Genomic DNA, 21576 nt, shown 5'->3' with positions numbered 1-21576 from the left:
TACGGACCCGTCCCATCGCCGAGCCGTCAGGGCTGCCGCACCGTGCGGTACGCCGCACACCGCCGGAGCGAAAGCGACCCCGTGACCCTCCCCGACCCGACGCCCACCGCGGCGCCACCCTCACCCGCCTGGGCCACCGCGCCCGCCCCCGCCGAGGACCTGCGCGCCCTGGCCCTGCGCCACGGCCTGACCGTGAGCGGCGCCCGGCCGAGCCTGCCCGTGTACGTGCGACAGCTCTGGTCGCGCCGGAGCTTCATCACCGCGTTCGCGACCGCCCGGCTCACCGCGCAGTACAGCCAGGCCCGGATGGGCCAGCTCTGGCAGCTGATGACCCCGCTGCTCAACGCCGCGGTGTACTACTTCATCTTCGGCGTGATCATGGACGTCCGGCACGGCGTCCCGGACTATGTCCCGTTCCTGCTCAGCGGCGTCTTCGTCTGGACCTTCACCGCCCAGTCGATCCTCACCGGCACCCGCGCGATCAGCGGCAACCTCGGGCTGGTGCGCGCCCTGCACTTCCCGCGCGCGAGTCTGCCGATCGCGCTGGCACTTCAGCAGCTCCAGCAGCTGCTGTTCTCGATGGCGGCGCTCGTCGTCATCCTGTGCTGCTTCGGCGAGTTCCCCGACCTGTCCTGGCTGCTCGCCGTCCCGGCACTGGCTCTCCAGGCGCTGTTCAACACGGGCGTCGCCCTCACGATGGCCCGGCTCGCCGCCCGTACGCCGGACATCGCTCAGGTCATGCCCTTCGTACTGCGGACCTGGATGTACGCCTCGGGAGTGATGTGGTCCCTGCACCACCTGGCCGCCGGCGGCCGGCTCCCCCACGCGATGGTGATCGTCCTGCAGTGGAACCCGGCGGCGCTCTACATCGACCTCGTCCGGTACTCCCTCGTGGACAGCTTCACCGCGGCGCAGCTGCCGCCGCACGCCTGGCTGCTGGCGGGCGGCTGGGCCCTCTTCGCCCTCGTGGGCGGCTTCATCTACTTCTGGCGAGCCGAGGAGACATACGGTCGTGGCTGACACCCCGCGCGAGGAGCGCACCCCCACCGTCGTCGTGGACGGCGCCCACGTCACGTACACCGTCCAGGGCGGCAAGGGAGGCAGCAGCGGGCGCGGCGGCCGGGGCGGCAGTCGGCGGAAGGTGCGCGCGGTCAGGGGCGTGAGCTTCGCCGCGTACCGGGGCGAGGCGATCGGCCTGATCGGCTCGAACGGCTCCGGCAAGTCCACGCTGCTCAAGGCGATCGCCGGCCTCCTTCCCGTGAACCAGGGCCGGATCTACACCCACGGGCAGCCCTCCCTGCTCGGTGTGAACGCGGCGCTGATGAACGACCTGACCGGCGAGCGGAACGTGATCCTCGGCGGGCTCGCGATGGGGATGACCCGCGCGGAGATCGCCGCCCGGTACGACGAGATCGTGGACTTCTCGGGGATCAACGAGAAGGACGACGCCATCTCCCGGCCGATGCGCACGTACTCCTCGGGGATGGGCGCGCGGCTGCGCTTCTCCATCGCGGCGGCGAAGACCCACGACGTCCTGCTGATCGACGAGGCGCTGTCGACGGGTGACGCGAAGTTCCGCCGGCGCAGCCAACAGCGGATCGACGAACTGCGGGCGAAGGCGGGCACGGTGTTCCTCGTCAGCCACAGCAACTCGACGATCACGCAGACCTGCGACCGGGCGCTGTGGCTGGAGGCGGGCACGCTGCGGATGGACGGCCCGGCCGAGGAGGTCGTGGCGGCGTACGAGGCGTTCACCGGGAAGGGCGCGAAGACCGGGAGATAAGGGGTGAAGCGGACTAAAGTGCGACTCGATGACGAACGATCACGACGCGTCCCCCGAGCCGCCCTCCGAGCCGCCGGTCGCCCGGCCGGCCTCCCCGCCCGCCGTCGGGCCCGCCGTCGGGCCCGCGGTCGCCGAGCGCGTCGCGGACGACCGCGTCGGGCCCGGCCGCCGGGCCCGAGGCGGCGATCACACCGCCCGTGGAGCGGCGTCGACCGGGACCGAAGCCGACCCGCCAGCCGCCGCGCCCGCTGAAGATCCGCCCGCCCCCGCGCCCGGTGACCCGCCCGCGGAGCCGACAGCCGCCGCCCCGCGCACGCCCGCATGGCGCAGGCCCGCATGGCCCGCATGGCGCAGGACGCGGGCCTCCCGGCCGGCCCGGAAGGCCGACCCCACCGACCCCACCGGCCCCACCGACCTCGCCAACCCTGCCGACGCGCCGGCGCCCTCCCTCCGCACGGCGGCCCCGCCCCCCTCCTTCACCCGGTCCCCCTTCGAGTCGGAGACCTTCACCTCCGCGACCTTCGTCGCCACCAGCCACGCCCCGTACATCGCGCTCGCCTGCGTCTGGGTCTTCACCCGCCTCGGCATGCTCGTCCTCCTGTGGCGCGACAACCTCGGGATCGGCGGCGTCGGCCGAGAGGTGTACGTCCTCTACCGCATCTGGTACGACCGGCTGGCGCACGGCACCTTCCCGCCCGACGACCCCACCTGGCAGTACCCGCCCGGCGCCGGCCTCGTCATCGGCTCCCCCGCCGCGCTGCCCTGGCTCACGTACTTCCAGGCGTTCGTCGCCCTCGCCCTCCTCGCCGACGCGGTCGTCGCCGCGGCCCTCGCACGCGCGGACAGCGCCCGCGTCACCCATGGCGCCTGGGTGTGGGTCTGCGGTCTGCCCCTCCTGCTGCACATCCCGCTCGCCCGGTACGACGTACAGGTCACCGCGATCGCCGTGCTGGCCCTGCTGGCGCTCCGCTCGCGGCCCGCGATCGGCGGCGCGCTCGCCGGCCTCGGTGCCCTGGTCAAGGTGTGGCCCGCGCTCACCCTGATCGGCACGCCGCGGGGCCGTACCACCCGGGAGGCCTGGCTGGCCGCCGCCAGTACCGCCGCCGCGCTGATGCTCACCCTCGGCGTACTGTTCACGAACTCGCTGGACTTCCTGCGCCAGCAGGGCGGCCGGGGCGTCCAGATCGAGTCGCTGGGCGGTACCGCCCTGTCGCTGGCCGGCGCCGCGGGGCTCTGGCCGGGCCGGGTCGAGTACCGCTACGGCGCGTTCGAGTACGTCGGCCCGTACGTCTCGTCCGTCGGGCTGCTCGCGCTGCTGCTCACCGGGGCCGCGTTCTGCTGGCTCATGGTGTGGCGGATGAAGGCCCGCCGCTGGACCGCCGCCACCCCGCTGGACGCCGCCTTCGCCGCGGTGCTCCTGTTCACCCTCACCAGCCGGGTGATCAGCCCCCAGTACATGGTCTGGCTGCTCGGCCTCGCCGCCGTCTGCCTCACCTCGCGCGAGACGGTGATGCGCCCGGCGGTGCTGCTGCTCCTGCCCGCGACGGCGCTGAGCGCGCTCGCGTACCCGGTGCTGTACGAGGACGTGCTCGCCGGCACCCCGATCGGCCTGGCGGTCATGACCGCCCGCAACGGGCTGCTGCTCGCGGCCGGCCTGCTGGCCTGCCGCGGGCTGTGGCGCACCACGGTCCGCCGGCCCGTCGGTTGACCGGGGAGGCCCGCCGAACGAACAGGCACCCCCGCCGGAATCCGGCGGGGGTGCCTGTTCGTGACCGCGGGCGAGCAGTGCCCGCGGTCAGCCGATCGTGCCTGCCGTCGACCAGCCGTTACTGCCCTCGGCCGGCCGCGCCTGCCGTCGGCTAGCCGTGCGTGCGCAGCATCGACCGGATCGTCCGCATCGCCACGGACAGGTTCGCCAGGTCGAAGGCGTCCGAGCCCTGGATCTCCTCCAGGGTGGTCCGGGCGCGGCCCAGGATCGCCGCGTTCTTCTCCTCCCAGTCCTTGAACCGCTCCTCCGGCGTCGAGGTCCCGTTGCCCGCCGACAGCACGTCGGCGGTGAGCGCGGCGTGCGCCGCGAACAGGTCCTCGCGGATCGAGGCACGGGCCATCGACTGCCAGCGGTCGTTGCGCGGCAGCTCGATGATCCGGTCCATCAGTTCCGTGATCCGCAGCCGGTCGGCCAGGTCGTAGTAGACCTCGGCGACCGCCAGCGGGTCCTTGTCGGTCCGGTCCGCGATGGCGACGACGTCGAGCGTCGGGAAGGCGGACGAGAAGCCCGCGACCCGCAGGGCCAGCTCCTCCGGAACGCCCACCGAGGTCAGTTCCTCGAGGATCGACTCGTACCACTCCAGGTCCGAGCCGCGCAGCAGCTGCGGCAGCTTCGCCCAGACCTGCTCGACCCGCTCGGAGAAGAACTCGATCGTCTCGGCCAGCTGGAGCGGCTGCGGCCGGTTGCCGAGCAGCCAGCGCGTGCCGCGCTCGACCAGGCGCCGCGAGTGCAGCCGCATCCGGGTCTGGACGTCGGCCGGCACCTTGTTGTCGAGCGCCTCGACGGCGTCCCAGACCTCGCCCAGCCGGAAGATGGCGCGGGCGGCGGTCTGCGCGCGGACGATCTCCTCGATCGACGCGCCGGTCTCCTCGCGGAGGCGGTGCAGGAAGGTCGAGCCACCGGTGTTGACGGTGTCGTTGACCAGGACCGTGGTGACGATCTCGCGGCGCAGCGGGTGGCTGTCCACGGCCTCGGCGAACTTCTCGCGCAGCTGCGTCGGGAAGTACGCGTGCAGCAGACCGCGCAGGTACGGGTCGTCCGGCAGGCCGGTGCCGATCAGCTCGTCCGCCACCGTGATCTTGGTGTAGGCGAGCAGCACGGCGAGCTCCGGCTGGCTCAGGCCTCGGTCGGTGTTGAGCAGCTCGCGGATCTGCCGGTCGTTGGGCAGGAACTCCAGCGAGCGGTCCAGGGCCCCGTCGCGGCCCAGCCGGCGCATGAAGCGCTGGTGGGCGTGGAGCAGGGACGGCGACTGGATGACGGCGTTGGCCAGGGCCGTGTTCTGCGCGTAGTTGTTGCGCAGCACCAGCGCGCCGACCTCGTCGGTCATCTCGGCGAGGATCTTGTTGCGCTGCTTGACGGTCATGTCGCCCTCGGCGACCAGCCCGTTGAGCAGGATCTTGATGTTGACCTCGTGGTCGGAGGTGTCGACGCCGGCGCTGTTGTCGATCGCGTCGGTGTTGACCTTGCCGCCCTCGCTCTCGGGCCCGCCGGTCCGGGCGAACTCGATGCGGCCCAGCTGGGTCGCGCCGAGGTTGCCGCCCTCGCCGATGACCTTCGCGCGCACGTCCTGGCCGTCGACGCGGATGGCGTCGTTGGCCTTGTCGCCGACGTCGGCGTTCGACTCGGCGGAGGACTTCACGTACGTGCCGATGCCGCCGTTCCACAGCAGGTCGACCGGCGACTGCAGGATCGCCTTCATCAGCTCGGCCGGGGTCATCTTGGTGACCCCGTCCTCGATGCCGAGGGCGGCCCGCACATGCGCGTTGACCGGGATCGACTTGGCGCTACGGGGGTGGATGCCACCGCCCGCCGAGAGCAGCTCGGTGTCGTAGTCGGCCCAGGAGCTGCGCGGCAGGTCGAACAGGCGGCGGCGCTCGGCGTACGAGGTGGCCGCGTCCGGGTTCGGGTCGATGAAGATGTGGCGGTGGTCGAAGGCCGCGACGAGCCGGATGTGCTCGGAGAGCAGCATGCCGTTGCCGAACACGTCGCCGGACATGTCGCCGACGCCGACGACCGTGAAGTCCTCGGTCTGGGTGTCGTGGCCCAGCTCGCGGAAGTGCCGCTTGACGGACTCCCAGGCGCCGCGGGCGGTGATGCCCATGCCCTTGTGGTCGTAGCCGGCCGAGCCGCCGGAGGCGAACGCGTCGCCGAGCCAGAAGCCGTACTCCTCCGCGACGCCGTTGGCGATGTCGGAGAAGGTGGCGGTGCCCTTGTCGGCGGCGACGACGAGGTACGTGTCGTCCTCGTCGTGGCGGACCACGTCGGCCGGCGGGACGACCTCGCCCGCGACCAGGTTGTCGGTGATGTCGAGCAGCGCCGAGATGAAGGTCTTGTACGAGGCGATGCCCTCGGCCAGCCAGGCGTCCCGGTCCACGGACGGGTCCGGGAGCTGCTTGGCGACGAAGCCGCCCTTGGCGCCGACCGGCACGATGACGGTGTTCTTCACCATCTGCGCCTTGACCAGGCCGAGGATCTCGGTCCGGAAGTCCTCACGGCGGTCGGACCAGCGCAGACCACCGCGCGCGACCTTGCCGAAGCGCAGGTGCACGCCCTCGACGCGCGGCGAGTACACCCAGATCTCGTACGCCGGGCGGGGCGCCGGCAGGTCCGGGATGGCCTGCGGGTCGAACTTCATCGACACGTAGGAGTGCGGGCGGCCCTCGGCGTCCTTCTGGAAGAAGTTGCTCCGCAGGGTGGCCTTGATGACGGTCAGGAAGGAGCGGAGGATCCGGTCCTCGTCCAGGGAGGCGACCTGGTCCAGGGCGCCGTCCAGCTCCTCCAGCAGGCCGTCGATCAACTCGGTGCCGGCGCGCTGGCGCTCCGGCGCCATCCGGGCCTCGAAGAGGGAGACCAGCAGCCGGGTGGTGTGGACGTTGTTGCGGAGGGTGTCCTCCATGTAGTCCTGGCTGAAGGTCGAGCCGGCCTGGCGCAGGTACTTGGCGTACGCGCGCAGGACCATGGCCTGCCGCCAGGTGAGCCCGGCGGACAGCACCAGCGCGTTGAAGCCGTCGTTCTCGGCCTCGCCGGTCCAGGTGGCGGAGAAGGCCTCCTGGAAGCGCTCGCGGGCGTCGTCGCCGAGGTAGTCGCCGTTGCCGGCGGCCGAGGGCATCCGCAGACCGAAGTCGTAGACCCAGGCGGTCGACCGGTCCGAGCAGCGCAGCTCGTACGGGCGCTCGTCGACGACCTCGACGCCGAGCCGGTTCAGGACCGGCAGCACGGACGACAGGGAGACCTGCGGACCGGGCTTGTAGATCTTGAAGCGGCGCTCGCCGGGGCCGCTGCCCACGGGCTCGTACAGCGAGAGCGCGAACTCCTTGCCGGCGTGCTTGAGCTGCTCCAGGTGGACCAGGTCGGCGACGGCGGCGCGCGGCGAGTGGTCGGCCTTGTAGCCCTCGGGGAAGGCGTTGCCGTAGCGGCGCAGCAGCTCGGCGGCGCGCTCCTCGCCGAGCTCGGCGTTCAGCGCCTCGCCGAAGCCGTCGGCCCAGGAACGGGACGCCTCGACGAGCCGGGCCTCGATGCGGTCCTTGTCGGCGTCGGAGAGCTGCGGCAGCTCGGTGCCGGGCGCGACGCGGACGACGAAGTGCAGCCGGGACAGGATCGACTCGGTGTTCCAGGCGGTGAAGTCGACGTTGGTGCCGCCGAGCTCCTCCATGAGGATGCCGGTCAGGCGCTCGCGGACGGTGGTGTTGAACCGGTCGCGGGGCAGGTAGACCAGCGCGGAGTAGTAGCGCCCGTACTCGTCCTGGCGCAGGTACAGCCGCAGCCGGCGACGTTCCTGCAGGTAGAGGACGGAGGTGACGATGGAGCGCAGCTCGTCGACCGGGGTCTGGAAGAGCTCGTCGCGCGGGTAGGTCTCCAGGATCTGCAGCAGGTCGCGGCCGTCGTGGCTGTTGGGCGAGAAGCCCGCGCCCTCCAGCACCTCGTTGACCTTGCGGCTGATGACCGGGACGCGGCGGACGGACTCGGTGTACGCGGCCGAGGAGAACAGGCCCAGGAAGCGGCGCTCCCCGATGACGTTGCCCTGCTCGTCGAACTTCTTCACGCCCACGTAGTCCAGGTACGAGGGGCGGTGCACGGTGGCCCGGCTGTTGGCCTTGGTGAGGACCAGCAGCTTGTGCTCGCGCGCCTTGGCGCGGGCGTCGGCGGGCAGCCGGCTGAAGGACGGCGAGACCGGGTGGGCGTGGTGGTCCTCGCCGGAGTGGTGCGGGTCGGAGCGCAGGATGCCGAGGCCGGTGCCCGGGACGGCCGCCAGGGCGTCACCGTTGACCAGCTCGTACTCGCGGTAGCCGAGGAAGGTGAAGTGGTCCGCGGACAGCCAGCGCAGCAGCTCGCGGGCCTCTTCGACCTCGGTCGGGCGCAGGTCGTCGGCGGTGGGCTCGTCGGGCAGACCGTCGGCGATGCGCAGCGCGGTCTCGCGCATCTTCTCCCAGTCCTCGACGGTCTCGCGGACGTCGGACAGGACGCGCAGCAGGTCGGCGGTGATCTGCTTGAGGTCGGCGCGGTCGGTCTCGCGGTCGATCTCGACGTGGATCCAGGACTCGGTGAGCGCGTCGTGCGGCAGGGCGCCCTTCGGCTCGGTGGTGAGCACCTCGATGAGCTTGCCGGTGACGTCGCGGCGGACGCGGACCTGCGGGTGGATCACCACGTGGATGCCGCGGCCCTGACGGGACAGCTCGTTGGTGACCGAGTCGACCAGGAACGGCATGTCGTCGGTGACGACCTCGACGACCGAGTGGCTGGAGGTCCAGCCGTTCTCCTCGACCGTGGGGGTGTGCACGCGGACGTTCGCGGTGCCCTGCGGACGGTTCTCGGCGAGCCGGAAGTGCGACAGGGCGGCGCCGAAGACGTCCGTCGGGTCGCGGTCCTCGATGTCCTCGGGGGCGGTGTGCAGGTAGTAGCGCTGGAGGTAGTCGAACAGGGTGTCCCGGTCCGGGCGCTCCCCGTCGGGCCCCGTCGGAAGTCGCCCCCCGGCCGGGCTGTTCTCAGCTACCCGGGCGGCCCGTGAAAGCAGGTCGGCCTTTGCTTCGTCCAGCTTGGTCTGCATGTCCTCTGGCTCCTGTCGCGCGCCGTTGCGTGACGTCGGTGGAAGAAATGGCGCAACGCCACGACGCGGGGTGTCCGGTCGCAGTCGACGTTATGCCGGGATGAGAGATGTCCGAGCCCTTATCGGCCATTTTCGGCGATGAGCCCGCACGGAGAGGATCAGCCGTCGCCCTGCTCGCCCGGGCGCTCTGGCGCTCCGGGCGCGGGCCGGGGGCTTCGCTGCCCCCGCGGCGTATCGCGCTGATCACGGGAAAAGCCTATCGCTCCGGACCCGGGGGCCGTCATGAGCCGTATGTGTACAAAAGCGGGGGGTGAAGTTTGACGTTCTGGACAGCGACACATGTCCTCTTGGCAAAGTGCCGCGGCCCGGGCACCGTGGGCACCGAGACCTTGGAGGCGTCACATGACACCGAAGATCCTGATCGTGACGGGGGACGCGGCGGAGTCGCTGGAAGTCCTCTACCCGTACCAGCGGCTCCAGGAGGAGGGGTACGAGGTCCACATCGCGGCGCCGGCCCGCAAGCAGCTGCGGTTCGTGGTGCACGACTTCGAGCCGGGCTACGACACCTACACCGAGAAGCCGGGCTACACCTGGCCGGCGGACCTGGCGTTCTCCGAGGTCGCGCCGGCGGACTACGTCGCGCTGGTGATCCCGGGCGGCCGGGCCCCGGAGTACCTGCGCAACGACCTCGAACTCCGGAAGATCCTCAAGGCCTTCTTCGACGCGGACAAGCCGGTCGCCCAGATCTGCCACGGCCCGCTCCTGACGGCCGCGGTGGGCGGCCTGGAGGGCCGCCGCGTCACGTCGTACCCAGCCCTGGAACTGGACATGCAGGCCGCAGGGGCGACCTTCCAGGACGCGGAAGCGGTGGTCGACGGCGTCCTGGTCTCCTCGAGGGCCTGGCCGGACCAGCCGACCTGGATGAGGGAGTTCCTGAAGATCCTGAGGGAGAAGACCCCGACGGACTGAGGTGGCCGCGCCCGGCCCCGCGCCCCGGCCCTAGACCAGCTCGTCCGCGACGGCGACCGCCTCCGCGAGCGAGTCCACCACCGGCACCCCCACCCGCGCCAGCGACGCCCGGCTGTGCGATCCGCCGGTGAACAGCACCGCCTTCGCCCCGACATGCGCCGCCGCCACGGCGTCGTCGGCCGCGTCACCGATGACGACGACCCGCTCCGGGGACACCACGGACCCGAGCGCCCGCAGATGCCGCACCATGTGCTCCGCCTTACCGGCCGTCGACGCGTCGACCCGCCCGTCCACCCGGACGAACCGCTCCTCGATGCCGTGCCGCCGCACGATCGGTATCAGCCGGTCGTGCGGGGCGAGGGACAGCAGCGACTGCGTCCGCCCCGCCGCCTGCCGCTCCGCGAGCAGCTCCGCCGCGCCCGCGGTCAGCCCGCAGGCGTCCGCCCGGGCCCAGTAGTGCTTGTGGAACGCGTCGTCCATGACGACCCACTCCGCATCCGTGGGGAGCCGGCCCATCAGCCGCTCGTAGAACTTCGGCACCGGCACGGTGTACAGCTCGCGGTACCGCTCCAGCGTGATCGCCTCGAGGCCGAGCTCCTCGAAGGCGGCGTTGGTCGCCCCGATGACCGCGTGGATGTCGTCGAGCAGCGTGCCGTTCCAGTCCCAGACCAGGTGCTTCCCCATGACCGGCAACGGTACCCGCCCCCACCGACAGCCCGGGTTCGCCCGGGACCGTCAGGCGAGCAGACCGGGAATCTCCTGCACACCGAACCACAGCAGCTCGTGGTCCTCCGCGCCGTCGACCGTGAACTGCGCGTCGTCGTCGCCCTGGTCCGCCGCGCCGAGCGCGGCGGCCGCCGCGGCCACGTCCGCCTCCGCGTCGTCCGCGTCCGCGTGCACCGCGGCCGCCTTCGCCAGCGGTACGGGCCCGGCCACCCGGATCTCGCCCAGCGAGCCCGCGTCGAGTCCGCGGTCGGGGTCGACGGCCGTGTCCTTGTCCGCAACGTCGACCGCGACGACGACCCGGCGCCGCGCGGCCGCGGGGTCGCCGGCGAGCAGCCGCAGCGACGCCGAGGCGGCCCGGTTGAGCGCCGCGTACTCGAGCTCCTCGATGTCGTCGGAGACGTACCACTCGCGCAGCGCGGGCGTGACGGCGTAGGCGGTCAGCGGGCCGGGGCCCAGCTCGCCCGCCTTGTGCGCCTGTGCGAGACCGGGGAGGGTCAGGGGGACGTACACGCGCATGGCTGGCCGCTTTCGTAGTCGGAAACGCCCTCAGGATACGTGCGAAGTCCCCCTTCGGGGCCCGTGAGGGGCGCTCCGGCCCGTCCACCGGCGCACACGTCCTCACCCGTACCTCCGGCCCCTCCCGACGCCTGCCTGACGCCCTCCTCACTCTGATAGGTGAATCCACCGGCCGCCCCGGAAGGCCGCATCGTGCCTTGCGACGGCTCGGAGCCCGCCCGTACAAGATCCCCAACAGAAGTTACCGCCCGGTAGAGACAGCGGCCGGGCACGACGGATCGGGGACCCCCATGACCGGCACCACCCGCCCGCGCAACACCCGCCCGCGCAACACCCGCCCTCGCAGCTCCCACCCGGGGAACGTCCGCCCGGGCCACGCCCGCCCCGGCGAGGGGCTCCGCAGTCGCCCGCCGGTACGGGCCCTGCCACCGCACGCGATGTTCGCCGAGCGCCTGCTGGCCGTCCTGAGCGGCGAACGACCGGTCCACTGGATGCTGGGCCGGACCGTCGGCCCCGCGTACGAGCAGCTCGTCCAGCTGGCCGCGGCGACCCCCTTCGGCGGCCGGGGCGGAGGCAGGGCCGGCGTCCGCCCCGTCGTGCTCAGCTGCCGCGTCCAGTCCGTCCCGGGCGGCCTGGAGGCGTTCGCGAGCGTGGCCACCGGTGACAGGGTCCGGGCCATGGCCTTCCGCCTCGAACCGGGCGCCGACCGGCGCTGGCGCTGCGCGGCCGTGGAGCTCGACGACCTCCCGCCGCGCGTCCCGGCACAGTCCCGGGGCCCGTGGGAATGACGAAGGGGCCGGCCACCCCGACGGGTGTCCGGCCCCTCTCCGTCAATCCGGAGGGCTACTTCTTGCGACGGCGCCCGCCGCCGCCCTTCTGCGCCTTGCGGCGCTCCGCGCGGGTCATGCCGTCACCGGCCGCCTCGTCGGACGCCCAGTCGCCCTCGACGACCGATCCGTCGCCGTCGACCTTGGGCGCGGAGAAGTGCAGCCGGTCCGGACGCTGCGGCGCGTCCAGGCCCTTGGCGCGGATCTCCGGACGCCCGGCGCCCGCCGGCGCGCCCTCCTTCGTGAGCGAGGGCTTCTCCGCGGCGTCCTGCACCGGGACCTCCTCGACCTGCTGCTCGACCTGGACCTCCAGGTTGAACAGGTAGCCGACGGACTCCTCCTTGATGCCCTCCATCATCGCGGAGAACATGTCGAAGCCCTCGCGCTGGTACTCGACCAGGGGGTCCTTCTGCGCCATCGCGCGCAGGCCGATGCCCTCCTGGAGGTAGTCCATCTCGTAGAGGTGCTCGCGCCACTTGCGGTCGAGCACGGAGAGCACCACGCGGCGCTCCAGCTCGCGCATGATGTCCGAGCCGAGCTGCTGCTCACGGGCGTCGTACTGCTCGTGGATGTCGTCCTTGATCGACTCGCCGATGAACTCGGCGGTGATCCCGGCCCGGTCGCCGGCCGCGTCCTCCAGCTCGTCGACGGTGACCTTCACCGGGTAGAGCTGCTTGAACGCGCCCCACAGCCGGTCGAGGTCCCACTCCTCCGCGAAGCCCTCGGCGGTCTCCTGGCCGATGTAGTCGTCGATCGTGTCGTCCATGAAGTGCCGGACCTGCTCGTGCAGGTCCTCGCCCTCCAGGACGCGGCGGCGCTCGCCGTAGATGACCTCGCGCTGCCGGTTGAGGACCTCGTCGTACTTCAGGACGTTCTTGCGCGTCTCGAAGTTCTGGCCCTCGACCTGGGACTGGGCGGAGGCGATGGCGCGGGTGACCATCTTGTTCTCGATCGGCACGTCGTCCGGCACGTTGGCCATGGCCATCACGCGCTCGACCATGGCGGCCTTGAACAGGCGCATCAGGTCGTCACCGAGGGAGAGGTAGAAGCGGGACTCGCCCGGGTCGCCCTGACGGCCGGAACGGCCGCGGAGCTGGTTGTCGATCCGGCGCGACTCGTGGCGCTCGGTGCCCAGCACGTACAGTCCGCCGAGCTCCTTGACCTCCTCGAACTCCGCCTTGACGGCCTTCTCGGCGCGCTCCAGGGCGGCGGGGAGGGCCGCGGCCCACTCCTCGACGTGCTCGACCGGGTCCAGGCCCGCCTGGCGCAGCTCGGCCTCGGCGAGGTCGTCCGGGTTGCCGCCGAGCTTGATGTCGGTGCCTCGGCCGGCCATGTTCGTGGCGACGGTGACGGCGCCCTTGCGGCCGGCCTGGGCCACGATGATGGCCTCGCGCTCGTGGTGCTTGGCGTTGAGCACCTCGTGCTGGATGCCGCGCTTGGAGAGCTGCTGCGAGAGGTACTCGGACTTCTCGACGGACGTGGTGCCGACGAGGACCGGCTGGCCCTTCTCGTACTTGTCCGCGATGTCGTCGACGACGGCGGCGAACTTGGCGACCTCGGTCCGGTAGATCAGGTCCGGCTGGTCCTTGCGCTGCATGGGCCGGTTCGTCGGGATCGGGACGACGCCCAGCTTGTAGATCTGGTGGAACTCGGCGGCCTCGGTCATGGCCGTACCGGTCATGCCGGAGAGCTTGTCGTAGAGACGGAAGAAGTTCTGCAGGGTGATCGTGGCGAGCGTCTGGTTCTCGTCCTTGATCGGCACCCCTTCCTTCGCCTCGATCGCCTGGTGCATGCCCTCGTTGTAGCGGCGGCCGGCGAGGATACGGCCGGTGTGCTCGTCGACGATCATGACCTCGCCGTCGATGACGACGTAGTCCTTGTCCTTCTTGAACAGTTCCTTCGCCTTGATGGCGTTGTTCAGGTAACCGACGAGCGGGGTGTTCACCGACTCGTAGAGGTTGTCGATGCCCAGCCAGTCCTCGACCTTGGCGACGCCGGACTCGTGGATGGCGACGGTGCGCTTCTTCTCGTCGACCTCGTAGTCGCCGGTCTCCTCGATGCCCTTGAGCGGGTTGCCGGGCTCGCCCCTGACGAGGCGGGTGACCAGCTTGGCGAAGTCGCCGTACCACTTCGTGGCCTGGTCGGCCGGGCCGGAGATGATCAGCGGCGTACGGGCCTCGTCGACCAGGATGGAGTCGACCTCGTCGACACACGCGTAGTTGTGGCCGCGCTGGACGAGCTCCTCCGAGGACCAGGCCATGTTGTCGCGCAGGTAGTCGAAGCCGAACTCGTTGTTCGTGCCGTACGTGATGTCGCAGGCGTACTGCTCACGGCGCTGGGCCGGAGTCATGTTCGCGAGGATGCAGCCGACGTTCAGGCCGAGGAACTTGTGGACGCGGCCCATCATCTCGGAGTCGCGCTCGGCCAGGTAGTCGTTCACCGTGATCAGGTGCACGCCCTTGCCGGAGAGCGCGTTCAGGTACGCCGGGAGCGTGCCGACGAGGGTCTTGCCCTCACCGGTCTTCATCTCGGCGACATAGCCGAGGTGCAGCGCGGCGCCGCCCATGATCTGGACGTCGTAGTGACGCTGGCCGAGGACGCGCTTGGCCGCCTCACGGACGGTGGCGAAGGCCTCGGGGAGGAGGTCGTCGAGGCTCTCGCCGTCGGCGTAGCGCTCCTTGTACTCCTCGGTGAGCGCCCTCAACTCGGCGTCGGAGAGGTTGACGAAGTCCTCTTCGATGGAGTTGACCTGGTCCGCGATGCGGTGCAGTTTGCGCAGGATCTTGCCTTCGCCTGCACGCATGAGCTTGTTGAAGACGGACACTGAGGCTGGTCTCCTTGCCGGTCGGGCCTGGCACTGGGTCTGTGATGGACTCTGGCACGGGCACGGCAGGTGGTCCCCACCGCAACGGCCATCGTAAGCGAGGAGGCCGCCGCGCAGGGAGGTCCGCAGTCCTGGATGCGAACTGCCGCCCGGAAAGAGAACGCACGAGGCCCTCGGAAGGTGCCGCAAGTCCCGAAAAGTGTTCGCACCGGGTCCGGAGCCCCCGCAGAATCCCGTCATGGAACCCGTCACGCTGACCACCGAGCGCCTGCTGATCGACTCCTTCGTCCCCGGGGACGTGGAGGCCGTGTACGCGAGCTGCCAGGATCCGGAGATCCAGCGCTGGACGACCATCCCCTCGCCGTACGAGCGGCAGCACGCCGAGTGGTTCGTGAACGAGATGGTGCCCGAGAGCTGGGACTCCGGCACCGGGTACCACCTCGCGGTACGCCTCCGGGAGAGCGGCCCGGTGATCGGGGCGATCGGCCTGCACCACCCGCGCGAAGGCGGCTGGGAGATCGGTTTCTGGATCGACGGGGCGCACCGGGGCCGCGGCTACATGACGGAGGCCGTGCACCGCCTGGCGCACTGGGCCTTCACCGAGCTCGGCTGCACCCGTCTGGAGTGGCGGGCGCAGACCGGTAACACGGCCTCGCGCACGGTGGCGGAGAAGACCGGCTTCACGGTGGAGGGCGTGCTGCGGGCGGGCATGCTGAGCAACGGCACGGTCCGCGACTGCTGGGTCGGCGCGCTGCTCCCGTCCGACCTGGGGCTGCCCACCCCGCTCCCGTACCTCGCGACGCGGGACTGACCGGGCCGGGGCCGACTGTCAGTGCCGGGGCCTAGGGTGCGGTCCATGACGACTGTGCCGCGACCCGCCGCCGAACTGTCCGCAGACGAGGCCCGCCGCATCGCGCTGCGCGCCCAGGGCTTCCTGGGGGCGCCGGACCGCCGCGGCGGGGTGCGGGGCGTGCTGCGGCACCTGGGCGCGGTCCAGCTGGACACGATCTCGGTGCTGGCCCGCTCGCACGAACTGATCCCGTACGCGCGCCTGGGCGCGGTGGGCCGGAGCACGGTCGAGGACGCGTACTGGAAGGCTGTGCCCGATGGCGCGGCTCCGCCACGACCCCACGCCTTCGAGTACTGGTCGCACGCGGCCTGCATCCTGCCCGTCGAGGAGTGGCCGCACTTCGCGTTCCGCCGCCGCGCGTACCGCAGCCGGCCGCAGTGGTACCACGACCTCCCGGACGGCGCGTACGACGCGGTGATCAAGCAGCTGCGGGCGGAGGGCCCGCAGACGGCGACGGAGCTGGGCGGCGCGAAGAACAAGGGCGAGTGGTGGGACTGGTCCGAGTCGAAGGTCGCCGTCGAACGGGCGCTGATGTACGGCGAGGTGGTCTGCGTCGAGCGGCGCGGCTGGAAGCGGGTCTACGACCTCGCGGAGCGGGCGATCCCGGACGCCCTGCTGCACGACGACCTGGACGACGCCGAGTGCGTGCGGCGGCTGGTCCGGCAGGCGGGCGAGGCGCTCGGCGTGGGCACCCGGGCGGACATCGCGGACTACCACCGGCTCAAGGGCGAGCAGTTCGACGCGGTGGTGGCCGACTCGGGTCTGGTACCGGTGACGGTGGCCGGCTGGTCCAAGCCCGCCTGGGCCGACCCGGCGGCGCTGGCGACCGAGCCGCGGGGCCGGCACCGTACGACGCTGCTGTCGCCGTTCGACTCGCTGATCTGGGAGCGGGCGCGGACGGAGCGGATCTTCGGTTTCACGCACCGCCTGGAGGCGTACGTGCCTAAGCAGAAGCGGGTGCACGGCTACTTCGCGATGCCGCTGCTCGCGGGCGGGAAGCTGCTCGGCCGGGTCGACCCGGCGCGGGAGGGGCGCACGCTGGTGGCCCGGCAGGTGTCCCTGGACACGCCGAAGGCGGTCGCGCCGATGGCGCGGGCGCTGCGCGAGGCGGCCGAGTGGGTGGGCTGCGACGCGGTGCGGGTGGAGCGGGTGGACCGCCCCGAACTCACCGCCGCCCTCGTCGCCGCCATCGACTGACCGAGGAGGTCGGCCCGTCACCGGATCTCGAGGATCTTCTCCCGCATCGCGTAGACCACGGCCTCCATCCGGGAGTGCAACTGCAGCTTCTCCAGGATGTTCCGGACATGGTTCTTCACAGTGTTCTCGGAAATACTCCACCTCCCGGGGGACGACCCCCGGACCCCCAGCAGGGGCGCCCCAGGGCGGAGCCTCACCGGATCTCGAGGATCTTCTCCCGCATCGCGTAGACCACGGCCTCCATCCGAGAGTGCAACTGCAGCTTCTCCAGGATGTTCCGGACATGGTTCTTCACAGTGTTCTCGGAAATACTCCACCTCCCGGGGGACGACCCCCGGACCCCCAGCAGGGGCGCCCCAGGGCGGAGCCTCACCGGATCTCGAGGATCTTCTCCCGCATCGCGTAGACCACGGCCTCCATCCGAGAGTGCAGCTGCAGCTTCTCCAGGATGTTCCGGACATGGTTCTTCACAGTGTTCTCGGAAATGAACAACTCCTTGGCGATGTCCCGGTTGTTCATTCCGGTCGCGACGAGTTTGAGCACTTCCAGTTCCCGGTCGGTCAGCCGGGGCGCCGGAACGAGCCGGCGCTCGTCCGTCCGCTGGATCATCGATTTGAACTCGGTGAGGAGTTTCGACGCCATCGACGGGCTGATCTGCGACTGGCCGTCGGCGACCGCGCGAATGGCCGTCGCGACCTCGTCGGTGGAGATCTCCTTGAGGAGGTATCCGGTGGCGCCCGCCTTGATCGCGTCGTAGAGGTCGGCCTCCTCGTCGCTGATCGTCAGCATGATGATCTTCGCGCTGGGGGCCACCTCCTTGATGGAGGTGCACGCCTCGATGCCGCCGCGCTTCGGCATCCGTACGTCCATCAGCACGATGTCCGGCAGCAGGTCCGCGGCCTTGTCGACGGCCTCCGCCCCGTCCCCGGCCTCGCCGACGACCTGGATGTCCTCCTCCTGCGCGAGCACGATCTCGAGACCTCTGCGGAACAGGGCATGGTCGTCCACCACCAGGACGCGAATCGGCTCCTTGCGGGAGTCCCCGCTGTCCGGATCCCGTCCCTCCGGGGTGGCCGGGCCGTCGGGCATCCGCCCGCCGTGCACCGGCCCGAAGCTGTCCGCCATCGTTCCGCCCCCTGAAGGCCGTGGCCTGAAGTACGTGTTCGGTCCACCAACCGCACTCCACGGAGCACCGGTTGGCGTGCACGCCATGATTTCATGCCCGGGCGACAGTGCGGTGATCCCGTGGTCGCACGAGGGTGCCCCTGGGGGCGCACTGGGCGCTCCAGGGGCACCGCGAGGGGTTTCGGGGCCGGCTGCGATCAGCCGCCGAGCGCACCGCCGGCGCCGCCCGCGTCCTCCCCGGCGAGCGGGTCGGACTCCAGGTGGATGACGCCGTAGTCGTACGCGTGTCGGCGGTAGACCACGCTGGGCTGCTTGTTGTCGGAGTCGACGAACAGGTAGAAGTCGTGCCCGACCAGTTCCATCTCGTAGAGCGCCTGATCGAGTGTCATGGGGGCGGCCTTGTGGGTCTTCTCCCGGACCACCAGCGGCCCTTCGCCCTGGACCTGGACGGAGCCCATCATCGTGGTGGGCACCCCGCCGGCCTCCTCCGAACCGACCGGTTCACCGCTTCCGTTCAGGGTGGCGACGCCCGACACGACCTCCGGGACCTCGGCCGCCGACAGCCTTCCGTTGCCGCGGCGCGTGGACCTCTTGGAGTGCTGCTTGCGCAGTCGTGCCTCGAGCTTGCCGTGGGCGAGGTCGAGGGCTGCGTACGGGTCGCCTGCTGCTGCTTCCGCCCGGATCACCGGGCCTCGGGAATGGACGGTGATCTCCACGCGGTCGGACCGGTCGGCCTGCCGCGGGTTGGTCTCCTTGGACACCTCGACGTCGAGGCTGATCACCTTGCCGTCGAGCTTCTGGATCTTCTCCAGGTTCAGCTTCTCGGCCACGTGCTTGCGGAACCGCTCGGGCACCTCGGTCTTGCGGCCCTTGACGACGATGTCCACGCAGAACTCCGTTCCCGGATCGCTCAAGTCGGCTCTGCTGCCGCTGAGCATCTCCCTTTGCACCAAGCTCCGGTGTTGGCCGGAGCCCTCGGACTGGCGACTTTCACCTCCTCCTCCCCAGTCGGCAAGATCCCCACCCCACCAACCGGAGGTTAATTCGCCTTGAACTCCTGTCCTGTAGGCGCACTCGTGCTTTCGGTGAGGCGTAGCATTCGCTGTCCTCACACCCGAACATAGCTCGGTCGGACGGGTGTCGGCACCCGCTACCAGCACTTACCTCCGAAGAGGTGGTTTTCCCCTCTCATCACCTGCAACGATGCGGGTTCCCCGGCAGTTCCGGTTTATTTCGAACGAACGGGGAACAGCGGCCACGACGGCCGCTCCCGTACGGGTGAATCCGGCGGTGAACGAGCCGTGAACGGCACTCAGTGCCCGCGCCGCCTCGGCCAGCGTCGCGCCGGTCGTCATCAGGTCGTCGACGAGCACCACCGGGCCCTCGCGGAGCAGCCGTTCACCGCCCGGCACGACCTCCAGCGCGCCCGCCATGTTCGCCAGCCGGGCCCGCGCGGTCAGCGCCGACTGGTCGGCCACCGCCCGGCCCTGGCGCAGCACCGGGACCACGCGCGCGGCCCGTCCGGTGGTCCGCAGCCGCGCCGCAGCCACCAGCGCGATCCGCCGGGTCGGATCGTGGCCACGTGCCCGTACCGCACGCCGTGAGGAGGGCACCGGTACAAGGAGCAAGGGCGGGGCCCCGGGGGCGGCAGAGGGGCCCGCAGCGGCGCGTACGGCCCCTGCCAGTGCGAACCCCAGAGGTCCCGCGAGCCCCAGCACACCGCGTTCCTTGTGCGCGAGCAGCACGGCGCGCACCGAGTCGGCGTACGGTGCCGCGGCGTGCACGGCCGGCAGCCCGGCCGGCTCCGGCGCCGGCCGCACCCGGCGCGCGGCGGAGCCGTGGAGGGCCCGGGCGCAGGGCGCGCACAGCGGCGTACGAGGACTGCCGCAGCCGGCGCAGGCGACCGGCAGCACCAGCCCGGCGATCTCTCGCCACCACCCCCGCATGCCCCTACTGTGCGCCGGACCCGGGAATCCGGCCACCGCTGTGGACAACTCCCGCGAGGCGAGCGGGAACGACCCGGGCGACCCTCCGTGCCACCTCCGCGCTGTTCGATTTCGCGGGGCGCCCGAACGACCGTCGGACCGCCGTACGGGTGACCGGCCGACCGGCCCAGCGCGGCACGCCCGACGGGCGGACGGTGGGCGTCCCGGCCTGTGGGCGTCCCGACCGGCGGCTATCCCGGGTAGACGGGCGACGATCCGGTCTTGACCATGGGCTGCCAGTTCGCGCCCGGCGCCAGCCGGACGATGCCGTCGTTGACCGAGTCCGCCACGACCGGCGCGCGGTCGTCGTGCGGCGCGGACACCTCCGTCACCCCGTTGAGGCCCGGCAGCACCGATGTCGCGGACGTCGAGCCGTCGGTCTGGACGTACCGCACCTGCTCCACGCCTTCGGCCTCCTTGCCGACCACGACGAGCCGACTCGGTCCCGCCCAGGAGACCGCCGTGACGGCCTCCATCCGCGGCGCGGCGTGCTGCGGGGCGACGACGGACACCACCGGCTGCCCCCCGGCGGTCTGCCGGTCGACCCGGCCGATCTGGAGCGTGGTCCGGTCGCCCTGCTGCAGCAGCAGCGCGACCCGGACGCCGTCCGCGGAGACGCGCAGCGCCTTGATGCGCGAGCCCTCCTCCAGCCAGGGGGTGCGGACCTGGATCGCGGGCCCCTCGCCGTGCGGCACCATCATCAGCCGCGGATTCAGCGGGTTGCGGTCGGCGACCCACAGGTCGCCGCGGCCGTCCCAGCTGGGGGCCGACAGCCGGTCCTGGGGCTTCGCCCCGGTGCTGATCACCTTGGCCGGTCTGGGGTCGTGGTCGGAGATGATCGACGCCACGTGCAGCTGACGGCCGTCGTGGCTCACCCCCGCCGCACGGCTCTCGTCCCGGGACACGGCGACGGACTGCAGCGGCAGCGCGCTCTTGCCGAACGGGCCGAGCGTCGCGCTGGGGCTGCCGACCTCCTTGTCGCCGGTCGGCAGCATCATCAGCGTGCCGTGCTCGTCGACGAAGAACGCGTTCTCCGCCCGCCCGGACTGCCGGACCGCCGCGAACTCCTCCGCCTGCGCCTTGCTCACCACGCACAGCTGCGAACCGTTGGCCCGCTGCAGCTCCACCTGCTCGACCCGTACGGACGGCAGGTCGCCGAGCGTGAACAGCAGCTGCGACGCCATGCGGCGGCACTGCTCCCGGCCCACGTGCGCGGCCTTGTCGTTGAGCGGCACCTTGAGCGTGCTCTGGTCGTCGGCCGTGAGGGTGGTGACCCCCTCCTTCAGCGCCGTACCCGTCGGGAAACGTGAATCGACGACCGGCTTCAACCAGTTCGTGGGCCCTTCGAGCAGCGCCTTGACGGTCTGTGCCACCGGGTCCATGCGGCTGACCGGATCCTGCCGGTTACGGATGTAGACCGGGTCCGCGACCACCCAGTCCTCGCCGGACGCGAAGTAGTACTTGTTGACCGACCGGTAGTTGCGCTGGAAGTCCGACTCGCTGAGCACCAGGCCCGCCGGCAGCCGGTCGATCCGCCACTCCTTGCCCTGACCGTCCTGGGCCGGCTCCTGCACCAGGTGGATGGACTGGGCGTAGTTGGCGGGGCTGATCGGCTGGTACGCGTGCCGGGCGTCGACGGTCGCGACCTGCTTGCCGGCGATCGAATACGTGATGTCCTGCAGGTCGCGGTCGTCGGTGTGGTCGGGCTGCCCGCGGTCGGGGGCGGTGGAGAGCACGGTGATGCGCTCCTCCGGCTTCCAGGTGCGCGCCGCCTGCTTCGTCAGGTACTTGCGCGCCGTGGCGAAGCCCAGGTCGTCACTGGTCATGGCCTCCAGGAAGCCGTCGACGATCTCGTCCGGCTCGGCGCCCTCGCGGGGCTGCACGGCGTACACCCGCACCTGCGAGTCCCCCGGGTTGGAGGCCCGCACCTGCCGCACGTCGCCCTTGTCCGGCATCCCGGCG

Annotated in this window: 17 protein-coding genes; 7 read left to right on the top strand and 10 right to left on the bottom strand. The window is 71.3% G+C overall.

What is annotated here, in order from left to right; genetic code table 11:
- Positions 1 to 81: 81 nt before the first annotated feature.
- Genes R2D22_RS22875 through R2D22_RS22865 form a run of 3 tightly spaced genes read left to right on the top strand, consistent with a single transcriptional unit; the run spans position 82 to position 3491 of the window.
- Positions 82 to 1020 carry an ABC transporter permease gene (locus R2D22_RS22875; protein ID WP_411977066.1) on the top strand — a complete coding sequence of 313 codons (939 nt, stop codon included), beginning with the start codon at positions 82 to 84 and terminating at the stop codon, positions 1018 to 1020.
- Positions 1013 to 1783: an ABC transporter ATP-binding protein gene (locus tag R2D22_RS22870; RefSeq protein ID WP_318106521.1), complete on the top strand. Its 771-nt coding sequence runs from the start codon at positions 1013 to 1015 to the stop codon at positions 1781 to 1783. Before R2D22_RS22875 ends, R2D22_RS22870 begins: the two co-directional genes overlap by 8 nt.
- A 28-nt stretch (positions 1784 to 1811) precedes the next feature.
- Entirely contained in the window at positions 1812 to 3491 is a 1680-nt protein-coding gene (locus tag R2D22_RS22865; protein ID WP_318106520.1) for a glycosyltransferase 87 family protein, read from the top strand.
- Positions 3492 to 3642: 151 nt separating this feature from the next.
- On the opposite strand, the gene R2D22_RS22860 is transcribed toward R2D22_RS22865, so the two are convergent.
- Positions 3643 to 8595 (bottom strand): NAD-glutamate dehydrogenase, encoded by a 4953-nt coding sequence (locus R2D22_RS22860; protein ID WP_318106519.1) that lies wholly within the window; start codon positions 8593 to 8595, stop codon positions 3643 to 3645.
- Between the two features lie 402 nt (positions 8596 to 8997).
- Here R2D22_RS22860 and R2D22_RS22855 point away from each other — a divergent pair, with 402 nt between their 5' ends.
- A complete protein-coding gene (locus tag R2D22_RS22855; RefSeq protein ID WP_318106518.1) occupies positions 8998 to 9564 on the top strand; it encodes a DJ-1/PfpI family protein in 567 nt (188 codons plus the stop codon).
- Positions 9565 to 9594: 30 nt separating this feature from the next.
- On the opposite strand, the gene R2D22_RS22850 is transcribed toward R2D22_RS22855, so the two are convergent.
- Positions 9595 to 10248, bottom strand: coding sequence for an HAD family hydrolase (locus tag R2D22_RS22850; protein WP_318106517.1), 654 nt, complete (start codon positions 10246 to 10248; stop codon positions 9595 to 9597).
- Between the two features lie 51 nt (positions 10249 to 10299).
- A complete protein-coding gene (locus R2D22_RS22845; protein ID WP_318106516.1) occupies positions 10300 to 10806 on the bottom strand; it encodes a DUF6912 family protein in 507 nt (168 codons plus the stop codon).
- A gap of 290 nt (positions 10807 to 11096) precedes the next feature.
- On the opposite strand from R2D22_RS22845, the gene R2D22_RS22840 reads away from it, so the two are divergent.
- A complete protein-coding gene (locus R2D22_RS22840) occupies positions 11097 to 11594 on the top strand; it encodes an Rv3235 family protein (protein WP_411977065.1) in 498 nt (165 codons plus the stop codon).
- Between the two features lie 55 nt (positions 11595 to 11649).
- On the opposite strand, the gene secA is transcribed toward R2D22_RS22840, so the two are convergent.
- The gene (gene secA / locus R2D22_RS22835; RefSeq protein WP_318106515.1) at positions 11650 to 14457 is read right to left on the bottom strand and encodes a preprotein translocase subunit SecA; all 2808 of its coding nucleotides are present in this window, start codon (positions 14455 to 14457) and stop codon (positions 11650 to 11652) included.
- 238 nt (positions 14458 to 14695) lie between these two features.
- Here secA and R2D22_RS22830 point away from each other — a divergent pair, with 238 nt between their 5' ends.
- Positions 14696 to 15268, top strand: a complete 573-nt coding sequence (locus R2D22_RS22830; protein WP_318106514.1) for a GNAT family N-acetyltransferase — start codon at positions 14696 to 14698, stop codon at positions 15266 to 15268.
- A gap of 45 nt (positions 15269 to 15313) precedes the next feature.
- Positions 15314 to 16504 (top strand): winged helix-turn-helix domain-containing protein, encoded by a 1191-nt coding sequence (locus tag R2D22_RS22825; RefSeq protein ID WP_318106513.1) that lies wholly within the window; start codon positions 15314 to 15316, stop codon positions 16502 to 16504.
- Between the two features lie 17 nt (positions 16505 to 16521).
- Here the strand turns inward: R2D22_RS22825 and R2D22_RS22820 are convergent, their stop codons facing one another.
- From R2D22_RS22820 to R2D22_RS22795, 6 genes are all read right to left on the bottom strand, one after another.
- Positions 16522 to 16701 carry a response regulator transcription factor gene (locus tag R2D22_RS22820; protein ID WP_411977064.1) on the bottom strand — a complete coding sequence of 60 codons (180 nt, stop codon included), beginning with the start codon at positions 16699 to 16701 and terminating at the stop codon, positions 16522 to 16524.
- On the bottom strand, positions 16698 to 16877 hold the full coding sequence (locus R2D22_RS22815) for a response regulator transcription factor (protein WP_411977064.1): 180 nt from the start codon (positions 16875 to 16877) through the stop codon (positions 16698 to 16700). Before R2D22_RS22815 ends, R2D22_RS22820 begins: the two co-directional genes overlap by 4 nt.
- A complete protein-coding gene (locus R2D22_RS22810; RefSeq protein ID WP_411977063.1) occupies positions 16874 to 17629 on the bottom strand; it encodes a response regulator in 756 nt (251 codons plus the stop codon). The genes R2D22_RS22815 and R2D22_RS22810 overlap by 4 nt, the downstream gene beginning before the upstream one ends.
- Before the next feature lie 197 nt (positions 17630 to 17826).
- Positions 17827 to 18516 carry a ribosome hibernation-promoting factor, HPF/YfiA family gene (gene hpf / locus R2D22_RS22805; protein WP_411977157.1) on the bottom strand — a complete coding sequence of 230 codons (690 nt, stop codon included), beginning with the start codon at positions 18514 to 18516 and terminating at the stop codon, positions 17827 to 17829.
- 273 nt (positions 18517 to 18789) lie between these two features.
- On the bottom strand, positions 18790 to 19575 hold the full coding sequence (locus R2D22_RS22800; RefSeq protein ID WP_318106511.1) for a ComF family protein: 786 nt from the start codon (positions 19573 to 19575) through the stop codon (positions 18790 to 18792).
- A 230-nt stretch (positions 19576 to 19805) separates the two neighbouring features.
- On the bottom strand, positions 19806 to 21569 hold the full coding sequence (locus R2D22_RS22795) for an LpqB family beta-propeller domain-containing protein (protein ID WP_318109933.1): 1764 nt from the start codon (positions 21567 to 21569) through the stop codon (positions 19806 to 19808).
- Positions 21570 to 21576: the final 7 nt, after the last annotated feature.

It is taken from the genome of Streptomyces sp. HUAS YS2 (assembly GCF_033343995.1).
Taxonomy (GTDB): domain Bacteria; phylum Actinomycetota; class Actinomycetes; order Streptomycetales; family Streptomycetaceae; genus Streptomyces; species Streptomyces solicathayae.
This window is presented reverse-complemented; position numbering and strand designations above follow the sequence as displayed.